The following is a 21,173-nucleotide window of genomic DNA, read 5'->3' as shown; positions in this document are numbered from 1 at the left end:
ATCAGTGGCGACCGAACGCAGGGCGTTTACGGTCAAAGGTCCAGCCGGGGATAAGGTACTGCATCGGGCCTGCATCGTTACGTGCGCCGCCAGGCAGTTTCTTATACGCCTCATGCGCTTTGTGGATCTGATCCCAGTCAAGCTCCACGCCAAGCCCCGGTGCGTCAGGAACGGCAATCTTGCCGTTTTTAATTTCGAGTGGATTTTTGGTCAGGCGCGCTTCGCCTTCCTGCCAGATCCAGTGGGTGTCGATAGCCGTCGGCGTGCCCGGAGCGGCGGCACCGACGTGGGTAAACATCGCCAGCGAAATATCAAAGTGGTTGTTGGAGTGGCAACCCCAGGTTAAGCCCCAGTCATCGCACAGCTGCGCCACGCGTACCGCGCCGGAAAGGGTCCAGAAGTGCGGATCCGCCAGCGGAATATCCACCGAGTTCAGCATCACCGCATGGCCCATCTCGCGCCAGTTGGTGGCAATCATGTTGGTTGCCACCGGCAGGCCCGTGGCGCGGCGGAACTCTGCCATCACCTCACGGCCGGAGAAGCCCTGCTCAGCGCCACAGGGATCTTCGGCGTAGGTCAGCACATCGCCCAGGCCTTTGCACAGGGCGATGGCTTCATCCAGCAGCCACGCGCCGTTGGGGTCCACGGTGATGCGGGCATCCGGGAAGCGTTTTTTCAGGGCGCGGGCGCTGTCGATCTCCTGCTCGCCCGGCAGTACGCCGCCTTTCAGTTTGAAATCTTTAAAGCCGTAGCGATCCTGCGCCGCTTCCGCCAGGCGGACCACCGCCTCGCTGGTGAGCGCCTCCTGATGGCGCAGGTGATACCACTCGTGGTTGCCCGGTGAACGCTCCAGATAAGGCAGATCGGTTTTGTTGCGATCCCCCAGGTAGAAGAGATAGCCCAGCACGGTGACCGCATCGCGCTGTTTACCGGGACCCAGCAGTTCGCACACCGGCACGTTCAGCGCCTTGCCGAGGAGATCCAGCAGCGCCGCTTCCAGCGCCGCCACCGCATTGACCCGCAGTTCAAATGTCCAGGCGCCTTTGCCGAAGGTATCGAAGTCGGCAGACTGGTTGCCCTTGTGCACGCGCTGTACCACTTTGTTCAGCCGCGCCACCTCCTGACCGACCACCTGCGGGATGGCATCCACCAGCGTCTGGTAGATCACCTCGCCGCCGGGGGCTTCCCCGACGCCGGTATTCCCGGCGTTATCGGTCAGCACCACGATGTTGCGGGTAAACCAGGCGTTATGTGCGCCGCCGATGTTCAGCAGCATGCTGTCCTGGCCGGCGACCGGAATAACCTTCATTTCAGTGACGATAGGGCTGGATTGCATACTCATCATGAACGCTCCGCAACAGGTTTCAGCTCGATACGTTTAATATCACCCACCAGCACCAGGTAGCTCAGCACCGCTACCAGGGCATGGATCCCGACGTAAATCAGCGCCCCGTTGAACGAGCCGGTAGTGCCGACGATGTAGCCGATGGCAATCGGGGTGACGATCCCGGAGATGTTGCCGAACATATTGAACAGACCACCGCTCAGGCCGCTGATCTCTTTCGGCGCGGTATCTGCCATCACCGCCCAGCCCAGCGCACCGATACCTTTACCGAAGAACGCCATCGCCATAAAGCCGATAATCATCCACTCGGCGTCAACGTAGTTACACACCACCATCGACATGGAGAGCAGCATCCCCAGCACGATTGGCGTTTTACGGGCGATATTCAGGGAACCCGTGCGACGCATCAGCCAGTCGGAAATTACCCCGCCCAGCACGCCGCCGACAAAGCCGCAGATCGCCGGAACAGAGGCCACAAACCCGGCTTTCAGAATCGACATGCCGCGCGCCTGCACCAGATAGACCGGGAACCAGGTAATAAAGAAGTAGGTTAAGGCGTTGATGCAGTACTGGCCGAGGTAAATCCCCACCATCATGCGGGAGCCCACCAGCTGTTTGATCTGGCCCCATTTCTGGCTGAACGGCACTTTCTCTTTGTTTTTCGCCTGATCCATGTTGATCAGCGCGCCGCCTTCGGCGATGTAGTCCAGCTCTTTCTGGTTTACGCCCGGATGCTGGTTCGGCTCGTGGATCACTTTCAGCCAGACAAAGCTGATCAGAATACCCAGACCGCCCATGAAGAAGAACACGTGTGACCAGCCCACCTCGTGAGTCAGCCAGCCCATGATTGGGGCGAAGATGACGGTGGCGAAGTATTGCGCGGAGTTAAAAATGGAGACCGCCGTTCCCCTCTCCTGGGCCGGGAACCAGGCCGCCACTATGCGGCTGTTGCCCGGGAAGGATGGCGCTTCTGCCAGACCCACCAGGAAGCGCAGAGTAAAGAGCGCGACGATAATGCCAAAGCCGTTGAAGATATCGACAAAGCCCTGTAACAGGGTGAACAGGGACCAGATGAAGATGGACCAGAAGTAGACACGTTTAGAGCCGAAGCGGTCAAGCAGCCAACCGCCAGGGATTTGGCCAATAACATAGGCCCATGAAAATGCAGAGAAAACATACCCCATACCGACCGGATCCAGACCGATATCTTTTGCCATCTCTGAACCGGCAATCGACAGCGTGGCGCGGTCGCCATAGTTGAAGGATGTGACGATAAACAGCATCACCACTATCCAGTAGCGGGCATTGGTACGCTTTTCAGCGCTGCTCGCCGCTTGGCTTAATGAACTCATTCTTGCACTCCTGAATCATAGCGTTTTCGCTACGTTCATTCTGAACAGCTCAACCGTAGGGTAATCAGAATGACGTGTATGTGTTTTTTGCAGTTCAAACGTGAGGTCGTTTCGCCTTACTGACTGCATTTTTATTAACTGGCGAAAAAAGTATAAGAAAGGATCCAGGTAGCCCTCACCGTGCAACGCCACAACATTGGAACCATCCTGTGCGGTTGTTTGTGGCAAAAGCCTAACTCAATGGAAGGTAGTTCACGGAAACGTGGCTGAGTGAGAAAACAGCAGAAGAGAAAGAGAAGAGTGTGAATCAGGTCGCTTGACGCGGTGGAATGCCCTCCCGCGGCCGGAAGGGAAAGGATTTAGCCGAGAAGCGTGCCCCAATGTTCAACCCAGGGATTGGATTCGCTCTCCGGCTCGGGATGTTCAGAGGCATCAATCATCAGCATCTCACCGACGCGCTGCGCGCTTTGCTCCTGCAATAGCGCATCGAACTGCTTACCGCCGCCGCAGAAGTTCGCGTACGTGCTGTCACCGAGCGCAATAATGCCGTAGCGCATTTCCGGCTGGTAACCCAGCTTATCCTTGATCCCCTGAAACAGCGGAACGATGCTGTCCGGCAGATCGCCCTGCCCGGTTGTCGAGGTGACCACCAGCGCATACTGACCCTGATATTTCTCCCAGTCGGCCAGATCGGGATCTTCATAGACCGTGGCTTTATGGCCCATTCCCGCGAGGATCGCTTCGGCCTCTTCAGCCACCAGCAGCGAATTGCCGTACATCGTGCCGACAAAAATTCCGATTACCGCCATGTTTTACTCCCTGATTAGACGCAATTAACGATCATCCTGAACGCTGGCAACGTCAAACTCAACCCTTTCATTTTCGGGGAGTTGTCCGCGCCATCCAAACTGTGACAGCGCCTGCATCCACACCTCGTCCAGCCCGGCCCGGATCGTCAGCGGCTCACCGGTAAAGGGATGGATAAGCTGCAGCTGGCTGGCGTGTAACATCAGCCGGTTGCAGCCAAAATGCTCCGCTGCGCTGCGGTTCTGGCGTAGATCGCCGTGCTTGCTGTCGCCGATGATCGGGTGGCGCAGATGCGCCAGATGGCGTCGCAGCTGGTGCTTACGCCCGGTTTTCGGCTCCAGTTCGATCAGACTATAGCGCGTGGTGGGAAACTTACTGGTGGCAACCGGCATTTCAGTGGTCGCCATCCCACGATAGTCGGTCACCGCCGGCTGCGGGCCCTTGTCGTCGCGGGCATACTTATCGGCGATTTTATCCAGCTCTTCCGTCAGGGGATAATCGAGGGTTGCGGCTTCTGTGAGCCAGCCGCGGACAATCGCGTGGTAGCGCTTCTGGATCTGATGCTGCTCGAACTGCTGCGACAGACGTCGTCCGGCTTCACTGGAGAGCCCCATCAGCAGAACGCCGGAAGTCGGTCTGTCGAGACGATGTGCCGTAAAGACATGCTGACCGATCTGGTCGCGCACCGTCTGCATGACGACGACTTTCTCATCCCGATCCAGCCAGCTGCGGTGTACCAGCCAGCCCGAGGGTTTATTGACGGCCACCAGCCACTCATCCTGATAGAGGATCTCGATCATGCGTCGTCGCCAAAGAGCGTATCCAGCGCCAGTAAGGCCGTCAGCACCGCGTCACGAGAAGGATGGGCGGCGTCCAGCGCCATTTCATAATAGGGCGCCACGGCAAAGCTCTGGGGCAGCGGATGACCGCTATCCAGCAGGGCGTGCATGCGGGGGATGAGCACCCATTGCAGCCACTCAAACGGCTCCAGGGTATCCATGCAGAAAGGTTGCGTACTTTCAAACGCGTCAGGCTGCGGCGCCGTCTCCTGCCACAGCTGATGCTCGCGCAGTAAAGCTTCGATAGCGTGCAGTTGCGCGCGCACGTTGTCGTGATGGGTCATGAAAACCTCAACTGAAAATGTGAACGACGCGCAGCATAGCAAAGAGCACGCAGAAATAAAAAAAGGGAGCACTGTTTACACAGTGCTCCCGGTTCGTTTCGCAGCAATCCAGCTACTTTTGGTGCTCCCTGCTCATCCGTGACAACTTTTCCTCTGACCCGAAGGTCTGGTCTTCCCTTGACCGCTGCATCCTGCGCACATCGTCCTGATGTGACTGCTTCATCCTGAAACGTCCTGGCCTTCCTGACCCACCGGACATCCTTACCGGCTCTCATTCTCCGTCCTGGAGGTGTCCTTCAACGCGTCCTGCGTTATCCTCTAGCTTCTTCCTGAAGCCTTCCCTGTAACGCCTTCCTGACGTGTCCTTGATAAGAAACGTCATCATCCTGATGTTCGTCTCTTGTGTCGGCTTCCTGTCGACGGACATAGAATCCCTTATTCCGCTTCGTCTTACAAGGCAGTGCGTAAGCCAGATTAAAGAGTCGGCTTATCTGTAAGACAGGATTTAATCGTTCAACTTATTGATTAAATTAACCTTTAATAGCAGCCTAACAGAGTGTGCATACAGGTCATGACGCCGATCTCTCACAAACTCTGTAAGAGATCTCTCACAAGCGCACTAGTATTCAGGATTACACAACGGGATGAAGATGATTGAGGAAATCCGCAAGGGAATCGGAGAGGAGCTGACGTTTTTGCGTGCCCAGCGTCTCTTTAATGACGTTGCCTGTGAGATTACAGACGGAGATAACGTCCATTTCACTGTCGAGCGTGGCGATAAACAGCGTTGGCGATAGCTTCAGACGCTTCTGGGTCACCAGGTGCCCGATCAGATTCTCCTGTACGCGCAGCAGGTCCTCTTCACTCCAGGTTTGCAGCAGCGTCAGCGCTTCATTAGCAAAGCGAGCAGACATATCCCCGGCGAACTGAGTGGTATAGAACGCGTGGACCGCTGGTTGTACCACAATGTCCATGGCGCGTTCAATGGCATTTACATTCTGTTCAGCGGTAAACGGCTGCGGCTGCCAGGTTACCCTATCTGCGGAAGAGGTAATAATGCAGGGTGAAGGCACGCCGTACAGCTCTTCGCTTTGCGGCCATGACTCTTTCTGTTCATGCCATGCGTCACAATAACGCGTGGTAAATGCAGTTAACGCAGCAGCAGTCTCTTTATCCACCGGTTTCTCTCTTCATATAAGCCAGGATACACTCAGCCCCATAGTTTACCTTTAAAGTGACAACGAAACATGTCTTACGAAAATCATGACGCCTTATCGGGCCTGACGCTGGGCAAAAGCACAGCCTACCGCGACATCTACGATGCCAGCCTGTTACAGGGCGTGCCGCGCACTCTCAACCGCGATCCGCTGGGTCTGAAGGCCGATGCCCTGCCCTTCCACGGCGGCGATATCTGGACGCTGTATGAACTCTCCTGGCTGAACGCCCGCGGGCTGCCGCAGGTGGCGGTCGGTCACGTTGAGCTGGATCACGCCAGCGTGAATCTGGTGGAGTCCAAAAGCTTTAAGCTCTACCTCAACAGCTTTAACCAGACGCGTTTCGACAGTTGGGAAGCGGTGCAACGCACGCTGGAACGCGACTTAAGCGCCTGCGCCCAGGGCAAGGTCACCGTGGCGCTCTACCGGATTGATGAGCTGGAAGGTCAGCCCATCGCCCACTTCCACGGCACCTGCATCGACGATCAGGATATCGAGATCGACAACTACGCGTTTGACGCCGCCTGGCTGGAAAATGCCGCCAGCGGCAAAGTGGTGGAAGAGACGCTGGTCAGCCACCTGCTGAAATCCAACTGCCTGATTACCCACCAGCCTGACTGGGGCTCCGTGCAGATTAAGTATCGCGGCGCGAAAATCGACCGTGAAAAGCTGCTGCGCTATCTGGTCTCTTTCCGTAATCATAACGAGTTTCACGAGCAGTGCGTTGAGCGCATCTTCAACGACATTCTCCATTTCTGCCAGCCAGAGGCGCTGAGCGTCTATGCCCGCTATACCCGACGCGGCGGGCTGGATATCAATCCGTGGCGCAGCAACACCGATTTCGTTCCGGCGATTGGCCGGTTAGTGCGTCAGTAAAATAAATAAATTCACAATATGCGCGGTCTGTTCCGCGCTTTAGGTTGTGAAACGTCATAAGCCAGGGCTATTGTAATCAACAGGGAAAGACGATAAACGTCCCGTAAGGAGCTCACTTGATTACACATATTAGCCCGCTTGGCTCAATGGATATGTTGTCGCAGCTGGAAGTGGACATGCTCAAGAGCACGGCCAGCAGCGATTTATATCAACTGTTTCGCAACTGTTCGCTTGCCGTTCTGAACTCCGGTAGCCTCACCGACAACAGCAAAGAGTTGCTGTCCCGCTTTGAAAGCTTTGACATTAACGTTCTGCGTCGCGAACGCGGCGTGAAGCTGGAGCTGATTAATCCACCTGAAGATGCCTTTGTGGACGGACGCATTATTCGTGCGCTGCAGGCCAACCTGTTTGCCGTCCTGCGCGATATCCTGTTCGTGAATGGCCAGATCAGTAACGCCGGTCGTTTCCAGCATCTGAACCTGGAGAGCTCGGTCCATATCACCAACCTGGTGTTCTCTATTCTGCGTAACGCCCGCGCCCTGCACGTGGGTGAAGCCCCGAGCATGGTGGTGTGCTGGGGTGGTCACTCCATCAACGAAACCGAATATCTCTACGCCCGTCGCGTGGGTACCCAGCTGGGTCTGCGCGAGCTGAACATCTGCACAGGCTGCGGCCCGGGTGCGATGGAAGCGCCCATGAAAGGTGCAGCTGTGGGCCATGCGCAGCAGCGCTACAAAGAGGGGCGCTTCATCGGCATGACCGAGCCGTCGATCATCGCCGCAGAGCCGCCTAACCCGCTGGTTAACGAACTGATCATCATGCCGGACATCGAGAAGCGTCTGGAGGCGTTTGTCCGCATCGCTCACGGGATTATCATCTTCCCGGGCGGCGTAGGTACGGCAGAAGAGTTGCTCTATCTGCTGGGCATTCTGATGCATCCGGCTAACCAGGATCAGGTCCTGCCGCTGATCCTCACCGGGCCGAAAGAGAGCGCTGACTACTTCCGCGTGCTGGATGAGTTCATCGTGCATACGCTCGGCGAGACGGCGCGTCGTCACTACCGCATTATCATTGACGATGCCGCAGAAGTGGCTCGCCTGATGAAAAAGGCGATGCCGCTGGTGAAAGAGAACCGTCGCGATACCGGGGATGCCTACAGCTTTAACTGGTCAATTCGCATTGCGCCGGATCTGCAGATCCCGTTTGAGCCGTCCCATGAAAATATGGCAAACCTGAAACTGTATCCGGATCAGCCTGTTGAGACGCTGGCCGCCGACCTGCGCCGCGCCTTCTCGGGCATTGTGGCGGGTAACGTGAAAGAGGTGGGTATCCAGGCCATTGAAGAGTTTGGTCCGTATAAGATCCATGGCGACCGCGAAATGATGCGCCGCATGGACGATCTGCTGCAGGGCTTTGTCGCCCAGCACCGTATGAAACTCCCCGGCACTGCCTATATCCCCTGCTACGAGATTTGCGCATAACCTCTGTGTCCGGCAGCCTGCCGGACACCTTCTCACTCGCCTGGTCGCCGGGAATGGTTATAGCCGCCCGGCTTTTTTATTGCCTTCAGTAACATGGCCTGCGTTGTAACATCATCGTTACTTATATTTCCGTTATTTCATAACACAACGCAAACGATTACGTGGTTTTACAGAGCGTGATAAATTACCCCTAAACACCATAAAGCATTAAAAAATGCTCTAAACAGGCGCTTTTACAGCGTATGCCTCCTATCTTACAGGGCTGTCTGGTACGCCACATATCGTTGATGGTAGCCTTCGCGCCCAGAAATTCGTCGTGATGATTTATTAGCAGATAAATGGTCTAAAGATACCCACCTCAAAAGTAGATTATTGCATTTGAGATCGGGATCACTGATAGATCCATTACGAAAATGTATCTTTCCGCCCGCTGATAGTTACGGAGAAAAATCATATAAAAACCGTCACTGAGCGAATTTCATATTACGTTTAGCTCTTTTTGCATCGAATTTGACCAGAAACCTGACATTAGCTACTCCTGGAGACACAGATGGAAACCACTCAAACCAGCACCGTTGCTTCGATTGAAACCCGAAGCGGATGGCGTAAAACCGATACCATGTGGATGCTTGGCCTGTACGGCACGGCAATCGGCGCTGGTGTTCTCTTCCTGCCTATTAACGCGGGTGTTGGCGGCTTGATTCCGCTGATCATCATGGCAATCATTGCGTTCCCGATGACCTACTTCGCACACCGCGGCCTGACCCGTTTTGTGCTGTCCGGTAAAAACCCGGGTGAAGACATCACCGAAGTGGTTGAAGAGCATTTCGGCATTGGCGCAGGTAAGCTGATTACCCTGCTCTACTTCTTCGCAATTTACCCAATCCTGCTGGTGTATAGCGTGGCGATCACCAACACCGTTGACAGCTTCATGACCCACCAGCTGGGCATGACGCCGCCACCGCGCGCCATTCTGTCGCTGATCCTGATTGTCGGCATGATGACTATCGTGCGCTTCGGTGAGCAGATGATTGTTAAAGCGATGAGCGTGCTGGTGTTCCCGTTCGTTATTGCCCTGATGGTGCTGGCCTGCTACCTGATCCCACAGTGGAACGGCGCGGCGCTGGAAACCCTCTCCCTGAGCAGCGCGTCTGCTACCGGTAACGGCCTGTGGATGACCCTGTGGCTGGCAATCCCGGTAATGGTCTTCTCCTTCAACCACTCCCCGATCATCTCCTCCTTCGCGGTAGCGAAGCGTGAAGAGTACGGTCAGGGTGCCGAGAAGAAGTGCTCCAGCATCCTGGCTCGCGCTCACGTGATGATGGTGCTGACCGTTATGTTCTTCGTCTTCAGCTGCGTACTGAGCCTCTCCCCGGCGGATCTGGCGGCGGCAAAAGAGCAGAACATCTCGATTCTCTCTTACCTGGCAAACCACTTTAATGCACCGGTTATTGCCTGGATGGCGCCAATCATCGCGATTATCGCTATCACCAAATCCTTCCTCGGCCACTACCTGGGCGCACGTGAAGGCTTTAACGGCATGGTGATTAAATCTCTGCGCGGCAAAGGCAAGAGCATTGAAATCAACAAGCTGAACAAGATCACTGCTCTGTTCATGCTGCTGACCACCTGGGCGGTTGCGACCCTGAACCCGAGCATCCTCGGCATGATCGAAACCCTGGGCGGTCCGGTTATCGCGATGATCCTGTTCCTGATGCCGATGTACGCGATTCAGAAAGTGCCAGCGATGCGTAAATACAGCGGCCATATCAGCAACGTCTTCGTTGTGATTATGGGTCTGATTGCTATCTCCGCTATCTTCTTCTCGCTGTTCGCTTAATTCCTCCCGCGCCGTCTTCGGACGGCGCACTCTTCTCCTCTGACGTAAAGCAACGGACGCATCATGATTAGCGTTTTCGATATTTTTAAAATTGGTATTGGTCCTTCCAGCTCGCACACCGTCGGGCCAATGAAAGCGGGTAAACAGTTCACGGACGATCTTATTGCGCGCGGAATGCTGCACGACACTACCCGCGTGGTTGTTGATGTCTATGGCTCCCTGTCGCTGACCGGCAAAGGTCACCATACCGATATCGCCATCATTATGGGCCTGGCGGGCAACCTGCCGGATAGCGTTGATATTGACGCCATCCCGACCTTTATCCAGGACGTAAACACCCACGGCCGCCTGCTGCTGGCCAACGGTGAACATGAAGTCGAGTTCCCGGTTGATCGCTGCATGAATTTCCATGCCGACAACCTGTCGCTGCACGAAAACGGCATGCGGATCACCGCCCTCGCAGGCGACAAGGCCATTTACAGCCAAACCTATTACTCCATCGGCGGCGGTTTTATCGTCGACGAAGACCATTTTGGGCAGCAGGACAGCGCGCCTGTCGCGGTCCCTTATCCGTATAAATCGGCAGCCGATCTCCAGCGCCATTGCCATGAGAGTGGTCTGTCACTCTCCGGCCTGATGATGCAAAACGAGCTGGCATTGCACAGCAAAGCAGAACTGGAGCAGCACTTTGCCAGCGTCTGGGAAGTGATGCGCGGCGGTATCGAACGCGGTATCACTACCGAAGGCGTTCTGCCGGGCAAACTGCGCGTCCCGCGCCGTGCTGCGGCCCTGCGCCGGATGCTGGTCAGCAGCGACAAAACCACCAGCGATCCGATGGCGGTCGTTGACTGGATCAACATGTTCGCGCTGGCGGTGAACGAAGAGAACGCCGCGGGTGGCCGCGTGGTCACGGCCCCGACCAACGGTGCCTGCGGTATCGTTCCGGCGGTGCTGGCCTATTACGACAAATTCATCCGTGAAGTGAACGCCAACTCGCTGGCCCGCTATCTGCTGGTCACCAGCGCCATTGGCTCGCTGTATAAGATGAACGCTTCGATCTCGGGCGCGGAAGTGGGCTGCCAGGGTGAAGTGGGCGTGGCCTGCTCCATGGCGGCGGCGGGTCTGGCAGAGCTGCTGGGCGGTAGCCCGGCTCAGGTCTGCATCGCGGCAGAAATCGGCATGGAGCATAACCTGGGTCTGACCTGCGATCCGGTTGCCGGCCAGGTGCAGGTGCCCTGTATCGAACGTAACGCGATTGCCTCCGTGAAGGCGGTTAACGCCGCACGTATGGCGCTACGCCGCACCAGCGAGCCGCGCGTCTGCCTCGATAAAGTGATCGAAACCATGTATGAAACCGGGAAAGACATGAACGCCAAATACCGCGAAACCTCTCGCGGTGGCCTGGCGATGAAGATTGTCACCTGCGACTAAGCCCGAAAAAGGAGCCTTGTTTTGCGAGGCTCCTTCCCGTTCTTCCCGCCTCTCGTAGTTTCATTCCGCCGACGGTGTTACCCTTAATCCACTGGATATAAGAGGGATTATCTGTGGCTGTTCATTTACTTATTGTCGACGCGCTGAACCTTATCCGCCGTATTCACGCGGTACAGGGTACGCCCTGCAAGGATACCTGCCTGAATGCGCTGGAGCAGCTTATTCGCCATAGCCAGCCCAGCCATGTGGTCGCCGTGTTTGATGATGAGGCGCGTAACAGCGGCTGGCGCCATCAGCGTCTGCCGGATTACAAAGCCGGACGTGCGCCGATGCCGGACGATCTGCACGCCGAAATGCCGATGATACGCGCCGCCTTTGAGCAACGCGGCGTGCCCTGCTGGGGCGCTCAGGGCAACGAAGCCGACGATCTCGCTGCCACTCTGGCGGTTAAAGTCGCCAGCGCCGGGCATCAGGCCACGATTGTCTCGACGGACAAAGGCTACTGCCAGCTGCTTTCCCCCACCATCCGCATCCGCGACTATTTCCAGAAACGCTGGCTTGATGCCCCCTTTATTGCCGCTGAGTTCGGCGTATCGCCCCAGCAGTTGCCGGATTACTGGGGGCTCGCGGGTATCAGCAGCTCAAAGGTGCCGGGCGTGGCGGGCATTGGCCCGAAAAGCGCGGCCCAGTTGCTGACAGACTTTCAGGATCTGGAAGGGATTTACGCCCGTCTGGATGAGGTGCCGGAAAAATGGCGTAAAAAACTGGAGGCCCATAAAGAGATGGCCTTTATCTGCCGGGACGTGGCGCGCTTACAGACGGATTTACAGCTAGACGGGAATTTGCAGCAGCTAAGGTTAGATCGAGTGTGAATGTTTGCCCGGTGGCGCTACGCTTACCGGTCCTGGGGGGACGAGTGTAGTTGTAGGCCCGGTAAGCGCAGCGCCACCGGGCGTTATATACGTTATCGCTCGTCGCGACGTCCACCCACGGCAGCCCACCAGCGGCGCACGTGCACCGTCACCTCTTCGCGGTCATGGTACAGCTGACGCGCCTGGATCTCGGCATTAATGCCATGCTCCTGAAGTTGGGCCTGAATGTACGCCAGGTTCTGGGAAACCTCTTCGTAGCGTTTTTTCATCGGCAGCTTGAGGTTGAAGATCGCCTCGCGGCACCAGCCGTTGACCAGCCAGGTCGCCATCAGCGCCGCCACTTTCGCCGGTTTCTCCACCATGTCGCACACCAGCCAGGTAATGTTATTGCGGTTCGGACGATAGCGGAAACCGTCTTCACGCAGCCAGGTCACCTGGCCGGTATCCATCAGGCTTTGCGCAATCGGGCCGTTATCAATGGAGTAGACCCACATGTTGCGTTTCACCAGCTGATAGGTCCAGCCGCCCGGACAGGCCCCCAGATCCACCGCATACATGCCGTTTGCCAGACGCTCATCCCACTCGTCGGCCGGAATGAAGATATGGAACGCCTCTTCCAGCTTGAGGGTGGAACGGCTCGGCGCGTCGGAAGGGAACTTAAGGCGCGGGATCCCCATATAAAACGGCGAGTTGTTAGTCGTATAAGAATACCCGGTGTAGCAACAGCCCGGGGCGATAAAGAAGACATGCACCACCGGACGCTTTGGCGTCTCGTAGTTGGTCAGTACGCCGCTGTCACGCAGCGCGGCGCGCAGCGGCACGGTGAATTTACGGCAGAACTTCATCAGCTCTTTGCTTTCGTTGGTGTCTGCAACCTCAACGCGCAGTTCACCGCCCTTCTCCACCACGCCCTGCAGCATACCGGCGATAGGGGTAATGCGATCTTCTGGCGGCAGATCCTGCAGCAGCTCCCCGGCAACAAACATCTGGCGGGCAAAAATCAGCGAGCTGAACGGCAGGTCGCGAACCAGTTTATCTGCGTCTTCTGGCTGATAGCATTCGAAAACAACATAGCCCGCATTCTCTTTAACACGAGCAAAACCAAAGACTTCACGCTTCGCGGCTTTATCAGTAATTTCCGCGGCACACTCTTTTTCAAAGCCCGGGCGACAATATAAGACAACTTTATTCATGAACAACGCCCTTGCGTTTCAGACGGAACGAACCGATTAACATTAATACCCACCCGACCAGGAAGCTGACGCCACCTACCGGGGTAACAAACGCCCACAGGCGTAAATGCGACAGCGCAAGGCAGTAGAGGCTACCGCTGAACAGCACGGTACCCAGCGCCATAAATACGCTGCTCCAGTAAAACCAGATGCTGATGCGACGCTGCATCGCCACCGCCAGTCCGAAGATCGCCAGGGTATGAAACGCCTGATATTCCAGACCGGTGTGGATCCAGCCCATCTCGACCACACCCAATGATTTACGTAATACATGTGCGCCAAAGGCGCCCAGCGCAACAAAAATAAAGCCACTCACCGCGGCAAAAATCAGCATAAAACGGCTGGTCATGTTTTTGTCCTGAAGTTATGCGCGTCCTGCGCGCAAAAGTATTTACTCGTACCTGAAGCGGAATTTTTCTTGCTCGTTGGCCGCCTTTGCCAGGATCCACTGGCGAAACGCGGCTATTTTACCCAGTTCTGCCTGACTGTCATGACAAACCAGATAAAATGCGTTCTTGCTGACCAAAACATCATTAAAGGGGCAAACCAGGCGGCCTGCCTCAATCTCGGACTGCGCCATCACGTTGTTGGCCAACGCCACGCCCTGTCCGTGGATGGCAGCCTGTAACACCATCGCGCTGTGGCTGAAGATGGGGCCCTGCTGCACATTTATATGGTTAAGACCGAGCTGGCGGGTATAAGTTTGCCAGTCGCGGCGAGAAGCATCGTGTAAAAGCGTGTGCTGCGCCAGATTCTCCGGCGTTTTTAACGCTTTTTCGCCTGTTAAGAGTAGTGGCGAGCAGACCGGCAGCAAATATTCTGCGTACAATTTTTCGACACGCAGGCCTGGCCAGTTACCGCGGCCATAAAAAATCGCGACGTCGACATCGTCTGCCAGCTTGTCTTCCTGACGGTCGACCGCCTGGATTCGAACGTCGATTCCCGGATAAGCTGAGTTAAAGCTGGAGAGCCTCGGCACCAGCCACTGAATGGCAAAACTGGGCAAAAGGCTGACCGTCAGGGCCCCTTTCGCACTCCGCGCCTGTAGCTTACGGGTGGCCTCGGTGAGCTGAGAAAATATCTCTTTAATATCCTGAAAATAGCTCTGCCCCTCTTCCGTCAGAAGCAGGGAACGGTTGCGGCGGCGGAACAGCTTGAGGCCCAGAAAATCCTCGAGGGACTTGATTTGATGACTTACTGCGGCCTGAGTCACAAAAAGCTCATCGGCCGCGCGGGTGAAGCTTAAATGGCGCGCGGCAGCATCAAATACACGTAATGCATTAAGTGGTGGTAATCGCTTGGACATGGTTATCTGGCTTAGATGTTAACGGCTTTTAACAAACAGGAAACAACGTTTAACCTATTAGTTTTTTTTATCTGAGCCATTATAAATTGTCCGTTGAGGAACTACCAGCAAATACCTATAGTGGCGGCACTTCCTGAGCCGGAACGAAAAGCTTTTTTTGGAATGCGTGTTCTGATGGGCTTTTGGCTTACGGTTGTGATGTTGTGTTGTTGTGTTTGCAATTGGTCTGCGATTCAGACCACGGTAGGAAAACTACCACCTTTTCACTTCCTGTACATTTACCCTGTCTGTCCATAGTGATTAATGTAGCACCGCCCAATTGCGGTGCTTTTTTTTGTCTGCTGTATCCTTACTTGTTCAGCTCAACCATCTCTTTCACATCACTGCGGTTGATCTGCTGTTTGTTCCCGTTCGCATCCTTATACGAGATCATACCGGTATCATTATCTGTCTGCGGCTTACCTTCTGACACGATGGAGCGGCCGTCATTGGTGTGCATCACGTAGTTATTACCAGAACAGGCGCTCAGGGCAAAAGTAAGCATACAGGCAGAGGCAATTGCGATAGTCTTTTTCATTTTCTTCTCCTTTAGCAATAAATGCTATTCAAAGCGTGTTTTATAACAGGCTAAAACATTCTCCAGACACACTTTCAGCATAACCTGCTTCGTCTGTTGCGCCAGGATAAACAGACAATTCCGATAGAGATCAACCTCCTTGCCCTGCCGGGGAAATTGCGCGACGATCTGATCATCACGAAGAGGAATTCCATGAACGCATTCAGCCCTGCCCATTTTCGCGCGCAGTTTCCGGCGCTGGCCGATGCTGGCGTCTATCTCGATAGCGCCGCAACCGCCCTCAAGCCTCAGGCGGTTATCGAGGCTACCCACCAGTTTTACAGCCTGAGCGCGGGCAACGTGCATCGCAGCCAGTTTGCCGAGGCGCAACGCTTAACCGCGCGCTACGAAGCGGCGCGGGATCAGGTCGCCCGTCTGCTCAATGCCGAAAGCGGTAAAAACATTGTCTGGACGCGCGGGACAACCGAAGCCATCAACATGGTGGCGCAATGCTACGCCCGCCCGCGCCTGCAGCCGGGGGATGAGATTATCGTCAGCGAGGCGGAGCATCACGCTAACCTCGTGCCCTGGCTGATGGTTGCCGAACAGACCGGCGCGAAGGTGGTGAAGCTCCCCCTGGGCGCTGATTTGTTGGCAGATGTCGCCCGCCTGCCTGAATTTATCACCCCGCGCAGCCGCATCCTCGCGCTGGGGCAGATGTCTAACGTAACCGGCGGCTGCCCGGATCTCGCCCGCGCTATCAGCCTCGCCCATGCCAGCGGGATGGTGGTGATGGTGGATGGCGCGCAGGGGGTAGTGCATTTCCCGGCGGATGTTCAGCAGCTGGATATCGACTTCTATGCTTTCTCCGGACATAAACTGTACGGGCCGACCGGAATCGGCGCGCTGTATGGCAAAGCGGCGCTGCTGGAGGAGATGACCTCGTGGCTCGGCGGCGGCAAGATGATCACCGAGGTGACCTTCGACGGCTTCAAAACTCAGGAAGTGCCCTATCGTCTGGAAGCCGGGACGCCAAACGTCGCGGGGGTCATTGGCCTGAGCGCGGCGCTGGAGTGGCTGGCGGATATCGACCTGCAGCAGGCGGAGAGCTGGAGTCGCGGGCTGGCGACGCTGGCAGAAGAGGCGCTGAAACAACGCCCCGGTTTTCGCTCATTCCGCGTGCAGGATTCGAGCCTGCTGGCGTTCGATTTTGCCGGCGTTCATCACAGCGATATGGTGACGCTGCTGGCGGAGTACGGCATCGCCCTGCGCGCCGGTCAGCACTGCGCCCAGCCGCTGCTGGCGGCGCTGGGCGTTAACGGCACGCTGCGCGCCTCGTTTGCCCCCTATAACACCCAAAGCGATGTCGACGCGCTGGTTGCCGCCGTCGATCGCGCCCTTGCTTTACTGGTGGATTAATGACAAGCCCAACTCTGGCCGGACACCCGTTCGGCACCGTCATCACTGAAGAGACGTTAAAACAGACCTTCGCCCCGCTAAACCAGTGGGAAGATAAATATCGCCAGCTGATCCTGCTGGGCAAACAGCTGCCTGCGCTGTCCGATGAGCTTAAGGCCCAGGCGAAAGAGATCCCCGGCTGTGAGAACCGCGTCTGGCTTGGGGTCACGCGCGTTGGAGATAAGCTGCATTTTTATGGCGACAGCGAAGGACGTATTGTTCGCGGCTTGCTGGCCGTGCTGCTGACGGCCATCGAGGGGAAAAGCGCCGCGCAGATCCTGGGAGAAAATCCGCTGAGCCTGTTTGATGCGCTGGGACTTCGCGGCCAGCTCAGCGCCTCGCGCAGCCAGGGGCTGACTGCGCTCAGTGAAGCGGTGCTGGAGGCGGCGCGTCAGGCCTGACGTTCCGCCTTCGCCATCATCTTTTTCAGGGCATGAGACACGGCGATAAAACCAAAGCTCGCGGTCACCATGGTGGCCGCACCAAACCCGGAGGCACAGTCCATCCGTTTTGGCCCTTCTGCGGTACTCTTCATGGCACACACCGAACCGTCCGCCTGCGGGTAGACCAGCGCTTCCGTTGAAAAGACGCAGTCGATGCCCAGCTTGCCCTTACTGTTTTTCACCACGCCAAAATCGCTTTTCAGGCGCTCGCGCAGCTTAGCCGCCAGCGGATCCTGAATGGTTTTCGCCAGGTCAGTCACCTGGATCTGCGTCGGGTCAATCTGCCCGCCCGCTCCGCCGGTGGTCACCAGCGGCACTTTATTGCGACGACACCAGGCGATAAGGGCCGCTTTCGGGCGTACGCTGTCGATGGCGTCAATCACGTAGCTGTAGCCGGCGCCCATGTATTGCGCCACGTTATCGGCAGTCACGAAATCATCAATCACGGTGACGCGACATTCCGGGTTGATCTGGCGAATGCGCTCCGCCATCACCTCTGACTTTGCCAGCCCGACGCTGTCGCGCAGGGCGTGGATCTGCCGGTTGGTGTTGGTGACGCAGACATCATCCATGTCGATTAGCGTAATGGCGCCGATCCCGGTTCGTGCCAGCGCTTCCGCCGCCCATGAACCCACGCCGCCAATCCCGACCACGCAGATGTGTGCATCGGCAAACAGCTGCAGGGCTTTTTCACCATATAAACGCGCGGTGCCACCAAAACGCTGGCGCCAGGCTTCGCTCATTACCACAGACATAAGACCTCAGATGTAAAAAGGGTGAGAGTTGCCCCTCACCCCGGAAAACATAGCGTCAATATTACCACACTCAGCCGCTAAACACGTTGCCCGCGCCTGCTGCGGATTTCAGCACCCATACGCGTCCGTAATGGTTATACCAGCCTGCACGGTGGCCGGCATCGGCACCAATGCCCTGATAAATATCGAAGTGCTGGCCTTTAATCGCGCCGCCAACGTCCAGCGCCACCATCAGACGCAGCTCGTACTGGCCGCTGAACTTGCCTTCATTATTCAGCAGCGGGACTTCTGCCAGCAGCGTGGTGCCCGGCGGGATCACCGTCTTGTCTGAAGCCACCGACGCACGGCCAATCAGCGGTACCGCGCTTGCCCCTTTCACCGGCGCAAAGTTTTGCGGTTTAAAGAAGACAAACGACGGGTTCTGCTCCAGCAGCTCGCGCACCTCATATTCGCTGTGCTTCTCGCCCCACTCGCGGATCGCCTGCATCGACATATCTTCGCGTTTCACTTCCCCACGGTCGATCAGCACCTTACCGATACTACGATACGCATGGCCGTTCTTGCCGGAGTAGCTAAAGAAGTTAAGCGGGCTGCCGTCACCAAAATCGATATAGCCGCTGCCCTGCACGTCCATGATGAAGTTATCCATCAGCGAGTTGCTGTAGGCGAGGACATAGTTGTCGCTCAGGGCACCCGAGTAGATTTCGGCGCGGGACGGCAGGCGGCCGCGTTTTGGCGGCATGCGGTAAATAGGATATTTGAACTCACCCTGTGCGGTATGGCGCGCCTGCACCACCGGGGTGTAGTAGCCGGTAAACTGGACGTTACCGTAGTTGTCGGTGCCTTCCATCTGCCAGGCGTCGATACCGTACTGGCGCATGGTGCGGGTATCGCCCCCGGCACGTAACCAGTCCTGCACGGCGTTATAGACGGCGTTCTGCGAGCCATACAGCCGCGGCGACGCGGTGCGGATCTGGTTTACCTGCTCCGCGAAGTCTCCGCCATTAATAGGCGCGCCCACGGCGTCCGGCTGGTTCACTAAAGAGAAAGGCTGGGTCAGTTTCCCGTCTTTATATTGCTGACCGCGATCGGTCGGTTTGGAGGAACAGGCAGCCAGAATAGCTACCATCGCGCCCGTCATCAGATACTTCGCCCAATGTCCTTTCATATATCCCATCTATAAGTTGCCCGATTCTGCGCAACGAAGATAACAAACCGGCAGGGGTATTGAAATGCGATTACCTTCCCTCACGCAAATTTTGCGCAAAAAACAGTCTAACTGTCGTTATTGCGGGCAACACAACGCCTAATTTGGTGATTTTTACGAAAAAGGGTTGCAACAAAAAGTCAGCAGAGTATAGTGCGCTTCCACGGACGCGGGGTGGAGCAGCCTGGTAGCTCGTCGGGCTCATAACCCGAAGGTCGTCGGTTCAAATCCGGCCCCCGCAACCAATTAAAATTTGATGAAGTATCTTCTGCAAAGCAGAAAGACGGACGCGGGGTGGAGCAGCCTGGTAGCTCGTCGGGCTCATAACCCGAAGGTCGTCGGTTCAAATCCGGCCCCCGCAACCAATCAAATTTAAAGAAGTACAAGCAGTACGGTGCCGCGGGGTGGAGCAGCCTGGTAGCTCGTCGGGCTCATAACCCGAAGGTCGTCGGTTCAAATCCGGCCCCCGCAACCAACACTTCTAAAAACAATAAACACCCTTTCGGGTGTTTTTTTGTTTTTGTCGCCAGCCCACCCGTAGGCCCGCGCAAGCGCAGCGCCGCCGGGCTATGGTGAGGTTATCCGCGTCTTGCCAGCGTCGCCCCATCCGAGAAGTAAGCCTTAATCCCTGACAGTATCGACTCTGCCACTTCCTGCTGGAACTTCGCCGTCTTGAGTTTGCGCTCCTCTTCCACGTTACTGATAAACGCGGTTTCCACCAGAATCGACGGAATATCCGGCGCTTTTAACACCGCAAAACCGGCCTGCTCAACGCTGTTCTTATGCAGCTTGTTCACATTGCCGAGCTTACCCAACACCGCTTTGCCAAACTTCAGACTGTCGGTAATGGTCAGCGACTGCACCATATCGAACATGGTGTGGTCGACGTAGCGATCCCCGCTCTTTCCCACCCCACCGATAAGGTCGGAGGCGTTCTGGGTATCAGCAAGATAGCGTGCGGCGGTACTGGTCGCCCCTTTTGTGGAGAGGGCAAACACCGATGAACCGCTCGGCTGACGACTGGTAAAGGCGTCCGCATGAATGGAGACGAACAGATCCGCGCGCTGCTTTTGCGCCTTCGCGACCCGCACCTTCAGTGGAATAAAGACATCTTCGTTACGCGTCATGTACGCGCGCATATTGCCTTCCCGGTCGATCAGGGCCTTCAGGCGACGGGCGATCTGCAGCACCACGTCTTTTTCCCGCGTCCGGTATTTGCCTACCGCGCCGGAGTCCTCTCCGCCGTGCCCAGGATCGAGCATGATCACAATCGGGCGATCGCGCCCGGCTTTGCCTGGCTGCGGGCCGCTTTGCGCTGGCGGCACCTGTTTTTCGAGATCGCCTTTATTGTAATCTTCCAGCAGGGCCAGCAACGGATCCTGAATATCGGTCGCGTTGGCAGGATAGAGATCCATCACCAGACGCTCTTTAAAGCCCGCCACCGGTGCCAGGGCAAACAGCTGCGGTTTCACGTTCTGCTTAAGTTCAAACACCATGCGCACGGTTTTCGGATCAAACTGCCCGACCCGCGCGGACTTGATAAAAGGATCGTCGCCGCGGATCTGGGCGCTCATCCCCTTCAGCACCGAGTTAAGATTTACGCCTTCGATATCCACCACCACCCGTTCCGGGTTGCTCAGAGCGAATTGCTTATAATTCAACACCCGGTTCGACTCGACCGTCACGCGTGTATAGGTCGACGATGGCCAGACACGCACCGCAACGACCTGACTGACGGCGGCAAGTCCTACCTGACTGACGCTAAGCAACCACATTGCTCCGGCCCCTTGTAACAGGCGGCGACGACTTAATGCTTTACTGGATCCCGACATGCTTCTCCCGAGCAAAGATATCGAATAACTTTTCATAACGTCC

Annotated in this window: 20 protein-coding genes and 3 tRNA genes; 10 read left to right on the top strand and 13 right to left on the bottom strand. The window is 56.4% G+C overall.

Annotation, left to right across the window (positions count from 1 at the left end):
* Position 1 precedes the first annotated feature (1 nt).
* The 6 genes from ACOYA6_RS16460 to syd form a co-directional block, all read right to left on the bottom strand.
* Positions 2 to 1,342 carry an enolase C-terminal domain-like protein gene (locus tag ACOYA6_RS16460; RefSeq protein ID WP_039030113.1) on the bottom strand — a complete coding sequence of 447 codons (1,341 nt, stop codon included), beginning with the start codon at positions 1,340 to 1,342 and terminating at the stop codon, positions 2 to 4.
* A complete protein-coding gene (locus tag ACOYA6_RS16455; RefSeq protein WP_138370544.1) occupies positions 1,342 to 2,697 on the bottom strand; it encodes an MFS transporter in 1,356 nt (451 codons plus the stop codon). The genes ACOYA6_RS16460 and ACOYA6_RS16455 overlap by 1 nt, the downstream gene beginning before the upstream one ends.
* A 359-nt stretch (positions 2,698 to 3,056) precedes the next feature.
* Positions 3,057 to 3,506, bottom strand: a complete 450-nt coding sequence (locus ACOYA6_RS16450; protein WP_039029928.1) for a flavodoxin — start codon at positions 3,504 to 3,506, stop codon at positions 3,057 to 3,059.
* 24 nt (positions 3,507 to 3,530) lie between these two features.
* Entirely contained in the window at positions 3,531 to 4,304 is a 774-nt protein-coding gene (gene truC, locus ACOYA6_RS16445; RefSeq protein ID WP_138370543.1) for a tRNA pseudouridine(65) synthase TruC, read from the bottom strand.
* Entirely contained in the window at positions 4,301 to 4,627 is a 327-nt protein-coding gene (locus tag ACOYA6_RS16440) for a YqcC family protein (RefSeq protein ID WP_039029926.1), read from the bottom strand. Before ACOYA6_RS16440 ends, truC begins: the two co-directional genes overlap by 4 nt.
* Before the next feature lie 632 nt (positions 4,628 to 5,259).
* Positions 5,260 to 5,805, bottom strand: a complete 546-nt coding sequence (syd, locus tag ACOYA6_RS16435) for a SecY-interacting protein (protein WP_138370542.1) — start codon at positions 5,803 to 5,805, stop codon at positions 5,260 to 5,262.
* A gap of 69 nt (positions 5,806 to 5,874) precedes the next feature.
* On the opposite strand from syd, the gene queF reads away from it, so the two are divergent.
* The 5 genes from queF to xni all read left to right on the top strand — a co-directional run bounded on the left by queF (position 5,875) and on the right by xni (position 12,341).
* Entirely contained in the window at positions 5,875 to 6,717 is an 843-nt protein-coding gene (gene queF, locus ACOYA6_RS16430) for an NADPH-dependent 7-cyano-7-deazaguanine reductase QueF (RefSeq protein WP_422655018.1), read from the top strand.
* 116 nt (positions 6,718 to 6,833) lie between these two features.
* Complete coding sequence (gene ppnN / locus ACOYA6_RS16425) at positions 6,834 to 8,198, top strand: nucleotide 5'-monophosphate nucleosidase PpnN (RefSeq protein ID WP_039029923.1); 1,365 nt, start codon at positions 6,834 to 6,836, stop codon at positions 8,196 to 8,198.
* A gap of 550 nt (positions 8,199 to 8,748) precedes the next feature.
* The gene (locus tag ACOYA6_RS16420) at positions 8,749 to 10,038 is read left to right on the top strand and encodes an HAAAP family serine/threonine permease (RefSeq protein ID WP_039029922.1); all 1,290 of its coding nucleotides are present in this window, start codon (positions 8,749 to 8,751) and stop codon (positions 10,036 to 10,038) included.
* A gap of 63 nt (positions 10,039 to 10,101) precedes the next feature.
* The gene (locus ACOYA6_RS16415) at positions 10,102 to 11,469 is read left to right on the top strand and encodes an L-serine ammonia-lyase (RefSeq protein ID WP_039029921.1); all 1,368 of its coding nucleotides are present in this window, start codon (positions 10,102 to 10,104) and stop codon (positions 11,467 to 11,469) included.
* A 113-nt stretch (positions 11,470 to 11,582) separates the two neighbouring features.
* Positions 11,583 to 12,341, top strand: coding sequence for a flap endonuclease Xni (gene xni / locus ACOYA6_RS16410; RefSeq protein ID WP_422655017.1), 759 nt, complete (start codon positions 11,583 to 11,585; stop codon positions 12,339 to 12,341).
* A 92-nt stretch (positions 12,342 to 12,433) separates the two neighbouring features.
* On the opposite strand, the gene rlmM is transcribed toward xni, so the two are convergent.
* The 4 genes from rlmM to ACOYA6_RS16390 form a co-directional block, all read right to left on the bottom strand.
* On the bottom strand, positions 12,434 to 13,534 hold the full coding sequence (rlmM, locus tag ACOYA6_RS16405; RefSeq protein ID WP_422655016.1) for a 23S rRNA (cytidine(2498)-2'-O)-methyltransferase RlmM: 1,101 nt from the start codon (positions 13,532 to 13,534) through the stop codon (positions 12,434 to 12,436).
* Complete coding sequence (locus ACOYA6_RS16400; protein WP_039029918.1) at positions 13,527 to 13,922, bottom strand: DUF423 domain-containing protein; 396 nt, start codon at positions 13,920 to 13,922, stop codon at positions 13,527 to 13,529. The genes rlmM and ACOYA6_RS16400 overlap by 8 nt, the downstream gene beginning before the upstream one ends.
* Positions 13,923 to 13,964: 42 nt before the next feature.
* On the bottom strand, positions 13,965 to 14,879 hold the full coding sequence (gene gcvA / locus ACOYA6_RS16395) for a glycine cleavage system transcriptional regulator GcvA (RefSeq protein ID WP_250585678.1): 915 nt from the start codon (positions 14,877 to 14,879) through the stop codon (positions 13,965 to 13,967).
* A gap of 349 nt (positions 14,880 to 15,228) precedes the next feature.
* Positions 15,229 to 15,456, bottom strand: a complete 228-nt coding sequence (locus ACOYA6_RS16390) for a YgdI/YgdR family lipoprotein (protein ID WP_039029916.1) — start codon at positions 15,454 to 15,456, stop codon at positions 15,229 to 15,231.
* 192 nt (positions 15,457 to 15,648) lie between these two features.
* Here ACOYA6_RS16390 and csdA point away from each other — a divergent pair, with 192 nt between their 5' ends.
* Both csdA and csdE read left to right on the top strand, forming a co-directional pair.
* Positions 15,649 to 16,854, top strand: coding sequence for a cysteine desulfurase CsdA (csdA, locus tag ACOYA6_RS16385; RefSeq protein ID WP_422655015.1), 1,206 nt, complete (start codon positions 15,649 to 15,651; stop codon positions 16,852 to 16,854).
* Positions 16,854 to 17,294, top strand: coding sequence for a cysteine desulfurase sulfur acceptor subunit CsdE (gene csdE / locus ACOYA6_RS16380; protein WP_223074745.1), 441 nt, complete (start codon positions 16,854 to 16,856; stop codon positions 17,292 to 17,294). Before csdA ends, csdE begins: the two co-directional genes overlap by 1 nt.
* On the opposite strand, the gene tcdA is transcribed toward csdE, so the two are convergent.
* Both tcdA and mltA read right to left on the bottom strand, forming a co-directional pair.
* Positions 17,285 to 18,091: a tRNA cyclic N6-threonylcarbamoyladenosine(37) synthase TcdA gene (gene tcdA / locus ACOYA6_RS16375; RefSeq protein ID WP_039029912.1), complete on the bottom strand. Its 807-nt coding sequence runs from the start codon at positions 18,089 to 18,091 to the stop codon at positions 17,285 to 17,287. The genes csdE and tcdA overlap by 10 nt on opposite strands.
* Positions 18,092 to 18,161: 70 nt before the next feature.
* Positions 18,162 to 19,259: a murein transglycosylase A gene (gene mltA / locus ACOYA6_RS16370; protein WP_039029911.1), complete on the bottom strand. Its 1,098-nt coding sequence runs from the start codon at positions 19,257 to 19,259 to the stop codon at positions 18,162 to 18,164.
* Positions 19,260 to 19,466: 207 nt separating this feature from the next.
* Between mltA and ACOYA6_RS16365 the strand changes: the two genes are divergently transcribed.
* From ACOYA6_RS16365 to ACOYA6_RS16355, 3 genes are all read left to right on the top strand, one after another.
* Positions 19,467 to 19,543, top strand: a tRNA-Met gene (locus ACOYA6_RS16365).
* Between the two features lie 43 nt (positions 19,544 to 19,586).
* Positions 19,587 to 19,663 (top strand) — tRNA-Met (locus tag ACOYA6_RS16360).
* 33 nt (positions 19,664 to 19,696) lie between these two features.
* Positions 19,697 to 19,773 (top strand) — tRNA-Met (locus tag ACOYA6_RS16355).
* Between the two features lie 103 nt (positions 19,774 to 19,876).
* Here the strand turns inward: ACOYA6_RS16355 and amiC are convergent.
* The gene (gene amiC / locus ACOYA6_RS16350) at positions 19,877 to 21,130 is read right to left on the bottom strand and encodes an N-acetylmuramoyl-L-alanine amidase AmiC (RefSeq protein WP_422655014.1); all 1,254 of its coding nucleotides are present in this window, start codon (positions 21,128 to 21,130) and stop codon (positions 19,877 to 19,879) included.
* Positions 21,131 to 21,173: the final 43 nt, after the last annotated feature.

The organism is Leclercia barmai (assembly GCF_049312895.1).
GTDB classification, from domain to species: Bacteria; Pseudomonadota; Gammaproteobacteria; order Enterobacterales; family Enterobacteriaceae; genus Enterobacter; species Enterobacter barmai.
This window is presented reverse-complemented; position numbering and strand designations above follow the sequence as displayed.

Bases quoted from the DNA above. Each gene is read 5' to 3' on its own strand.
- rlmM (WP_422655016.1), bottom strand. From the start codon at position 13,534: ATGAATAAAGTTGTCTTATATTGTCGCCCGGGCTTTGAAAAAGAGTGT.
- mltA (WP_039029911.1), bottom strand. From the start codon at position 19,259: ATGAAAGGACATTGGGCGAAGTATCTGATGACGGGCGCGATGGTAGCT.
- ACOYA6_RS16420 (WP_039029922.1), top strand. From the start codon at position 8,749: ATGGAAACCACTCAAACCAGCACCGTTGCTTCGATTGAAACCCGAAGC.
- ACOYA6_RS16440 (WP_039029926.1), bottom strand. From the start codon at position 4,627: ATGACCCATCACGACAACGTGCGCGCGCAACTGCACGCTATCGAAGCT.
- amiC (WP_422655014.1), bottom strand. From the start codon at position 21,130: ATGTCGGGATCCAGTAAAGCATTAAGTCGTCGCCGCCTGTTACAAGGG.
- ACOYA6_RS16390 (WP_039029916.1), bottom strand. From the start codon at position 15,456: ATGAAAAAGACTATCGCAATTGCCTCTGCCTGTATGCTTACTTTTGCC.
- ACOYA6_RS16450 (WP_039029928.1), bottom strand. From the start codon at position 3,506: ATGGCGGTAATCGGAATTTTTGTCGGCACGATGTACGGCAATTCGCTG.
- ACOYA6_RS16415 (WP_039029921.1), top strand. From the start codon at position 10,102: ATGATTAGCGTTTTCGATATTTTTAAAATTGGTATTGGTCCTTCCAGC.
- truC (WP_138370543.1), bottom strand. From the start codon at position 4,304: ATGATCGAGATCCTCTATCAGGATGAGTGGCTGGTGGCCGTCAATAAA.
- queF (WP_422655018.1), top strand. From the start codon at position 5,875: ATGTCTTACGAAAATCATGACGCCTTATCGGGCCTGACGCTGGGCAAA.
- ACOYA6_RS16460 (WP_039030113.1), bottom strand. From the start codon at position 1,342: ATGAGTATGCAATCCAGCCCTATCGTCACTGAAATGAAGGTTATTCCG.
- csdE (WP_223074745.1), top strand. From the start codon at position 16,854: ATGACAAGCCCAACTCTGGCCGGACACCCGTTCGGCACCGTCATCACT.
- csdA (WP_422655015.1), top strand. From the start codon at position 15,649: ATGAACGCATTCAGCCCTGCCCATTTTCGCGCGCAGTTTCCGGCGCTG.
- ACOYA6_RS16400 (WP_039029918.1), bottom strand. From the start codon at position 13,922: ATGACCAGCCGTTTTATGCTGATTTTTGCCGCGGTGAGTGGCTTTATT.
- ACOYA6_RS16455 (WP_138370544.1), bottom strand. From the start codon at position 2,697: ATGAGTTCATTAAGCCAAGCGGCGAGCAGCGCTGAAAAGCGTACCAAT.
- tcdA (WP_039029912.1), bottom strand. From the start codon at position 18,091: ATGTCTGTGGTAATGAGCGAAGCCTGGCGCCAGCGTTTTGGTGGCACC.
- gcvA (WP_250585678.1), bottom strand. From the start codon at position 14,879: ATGTCCAAGCGATTACCACCACTTAATGCATTACGTGTATTTGATGCT.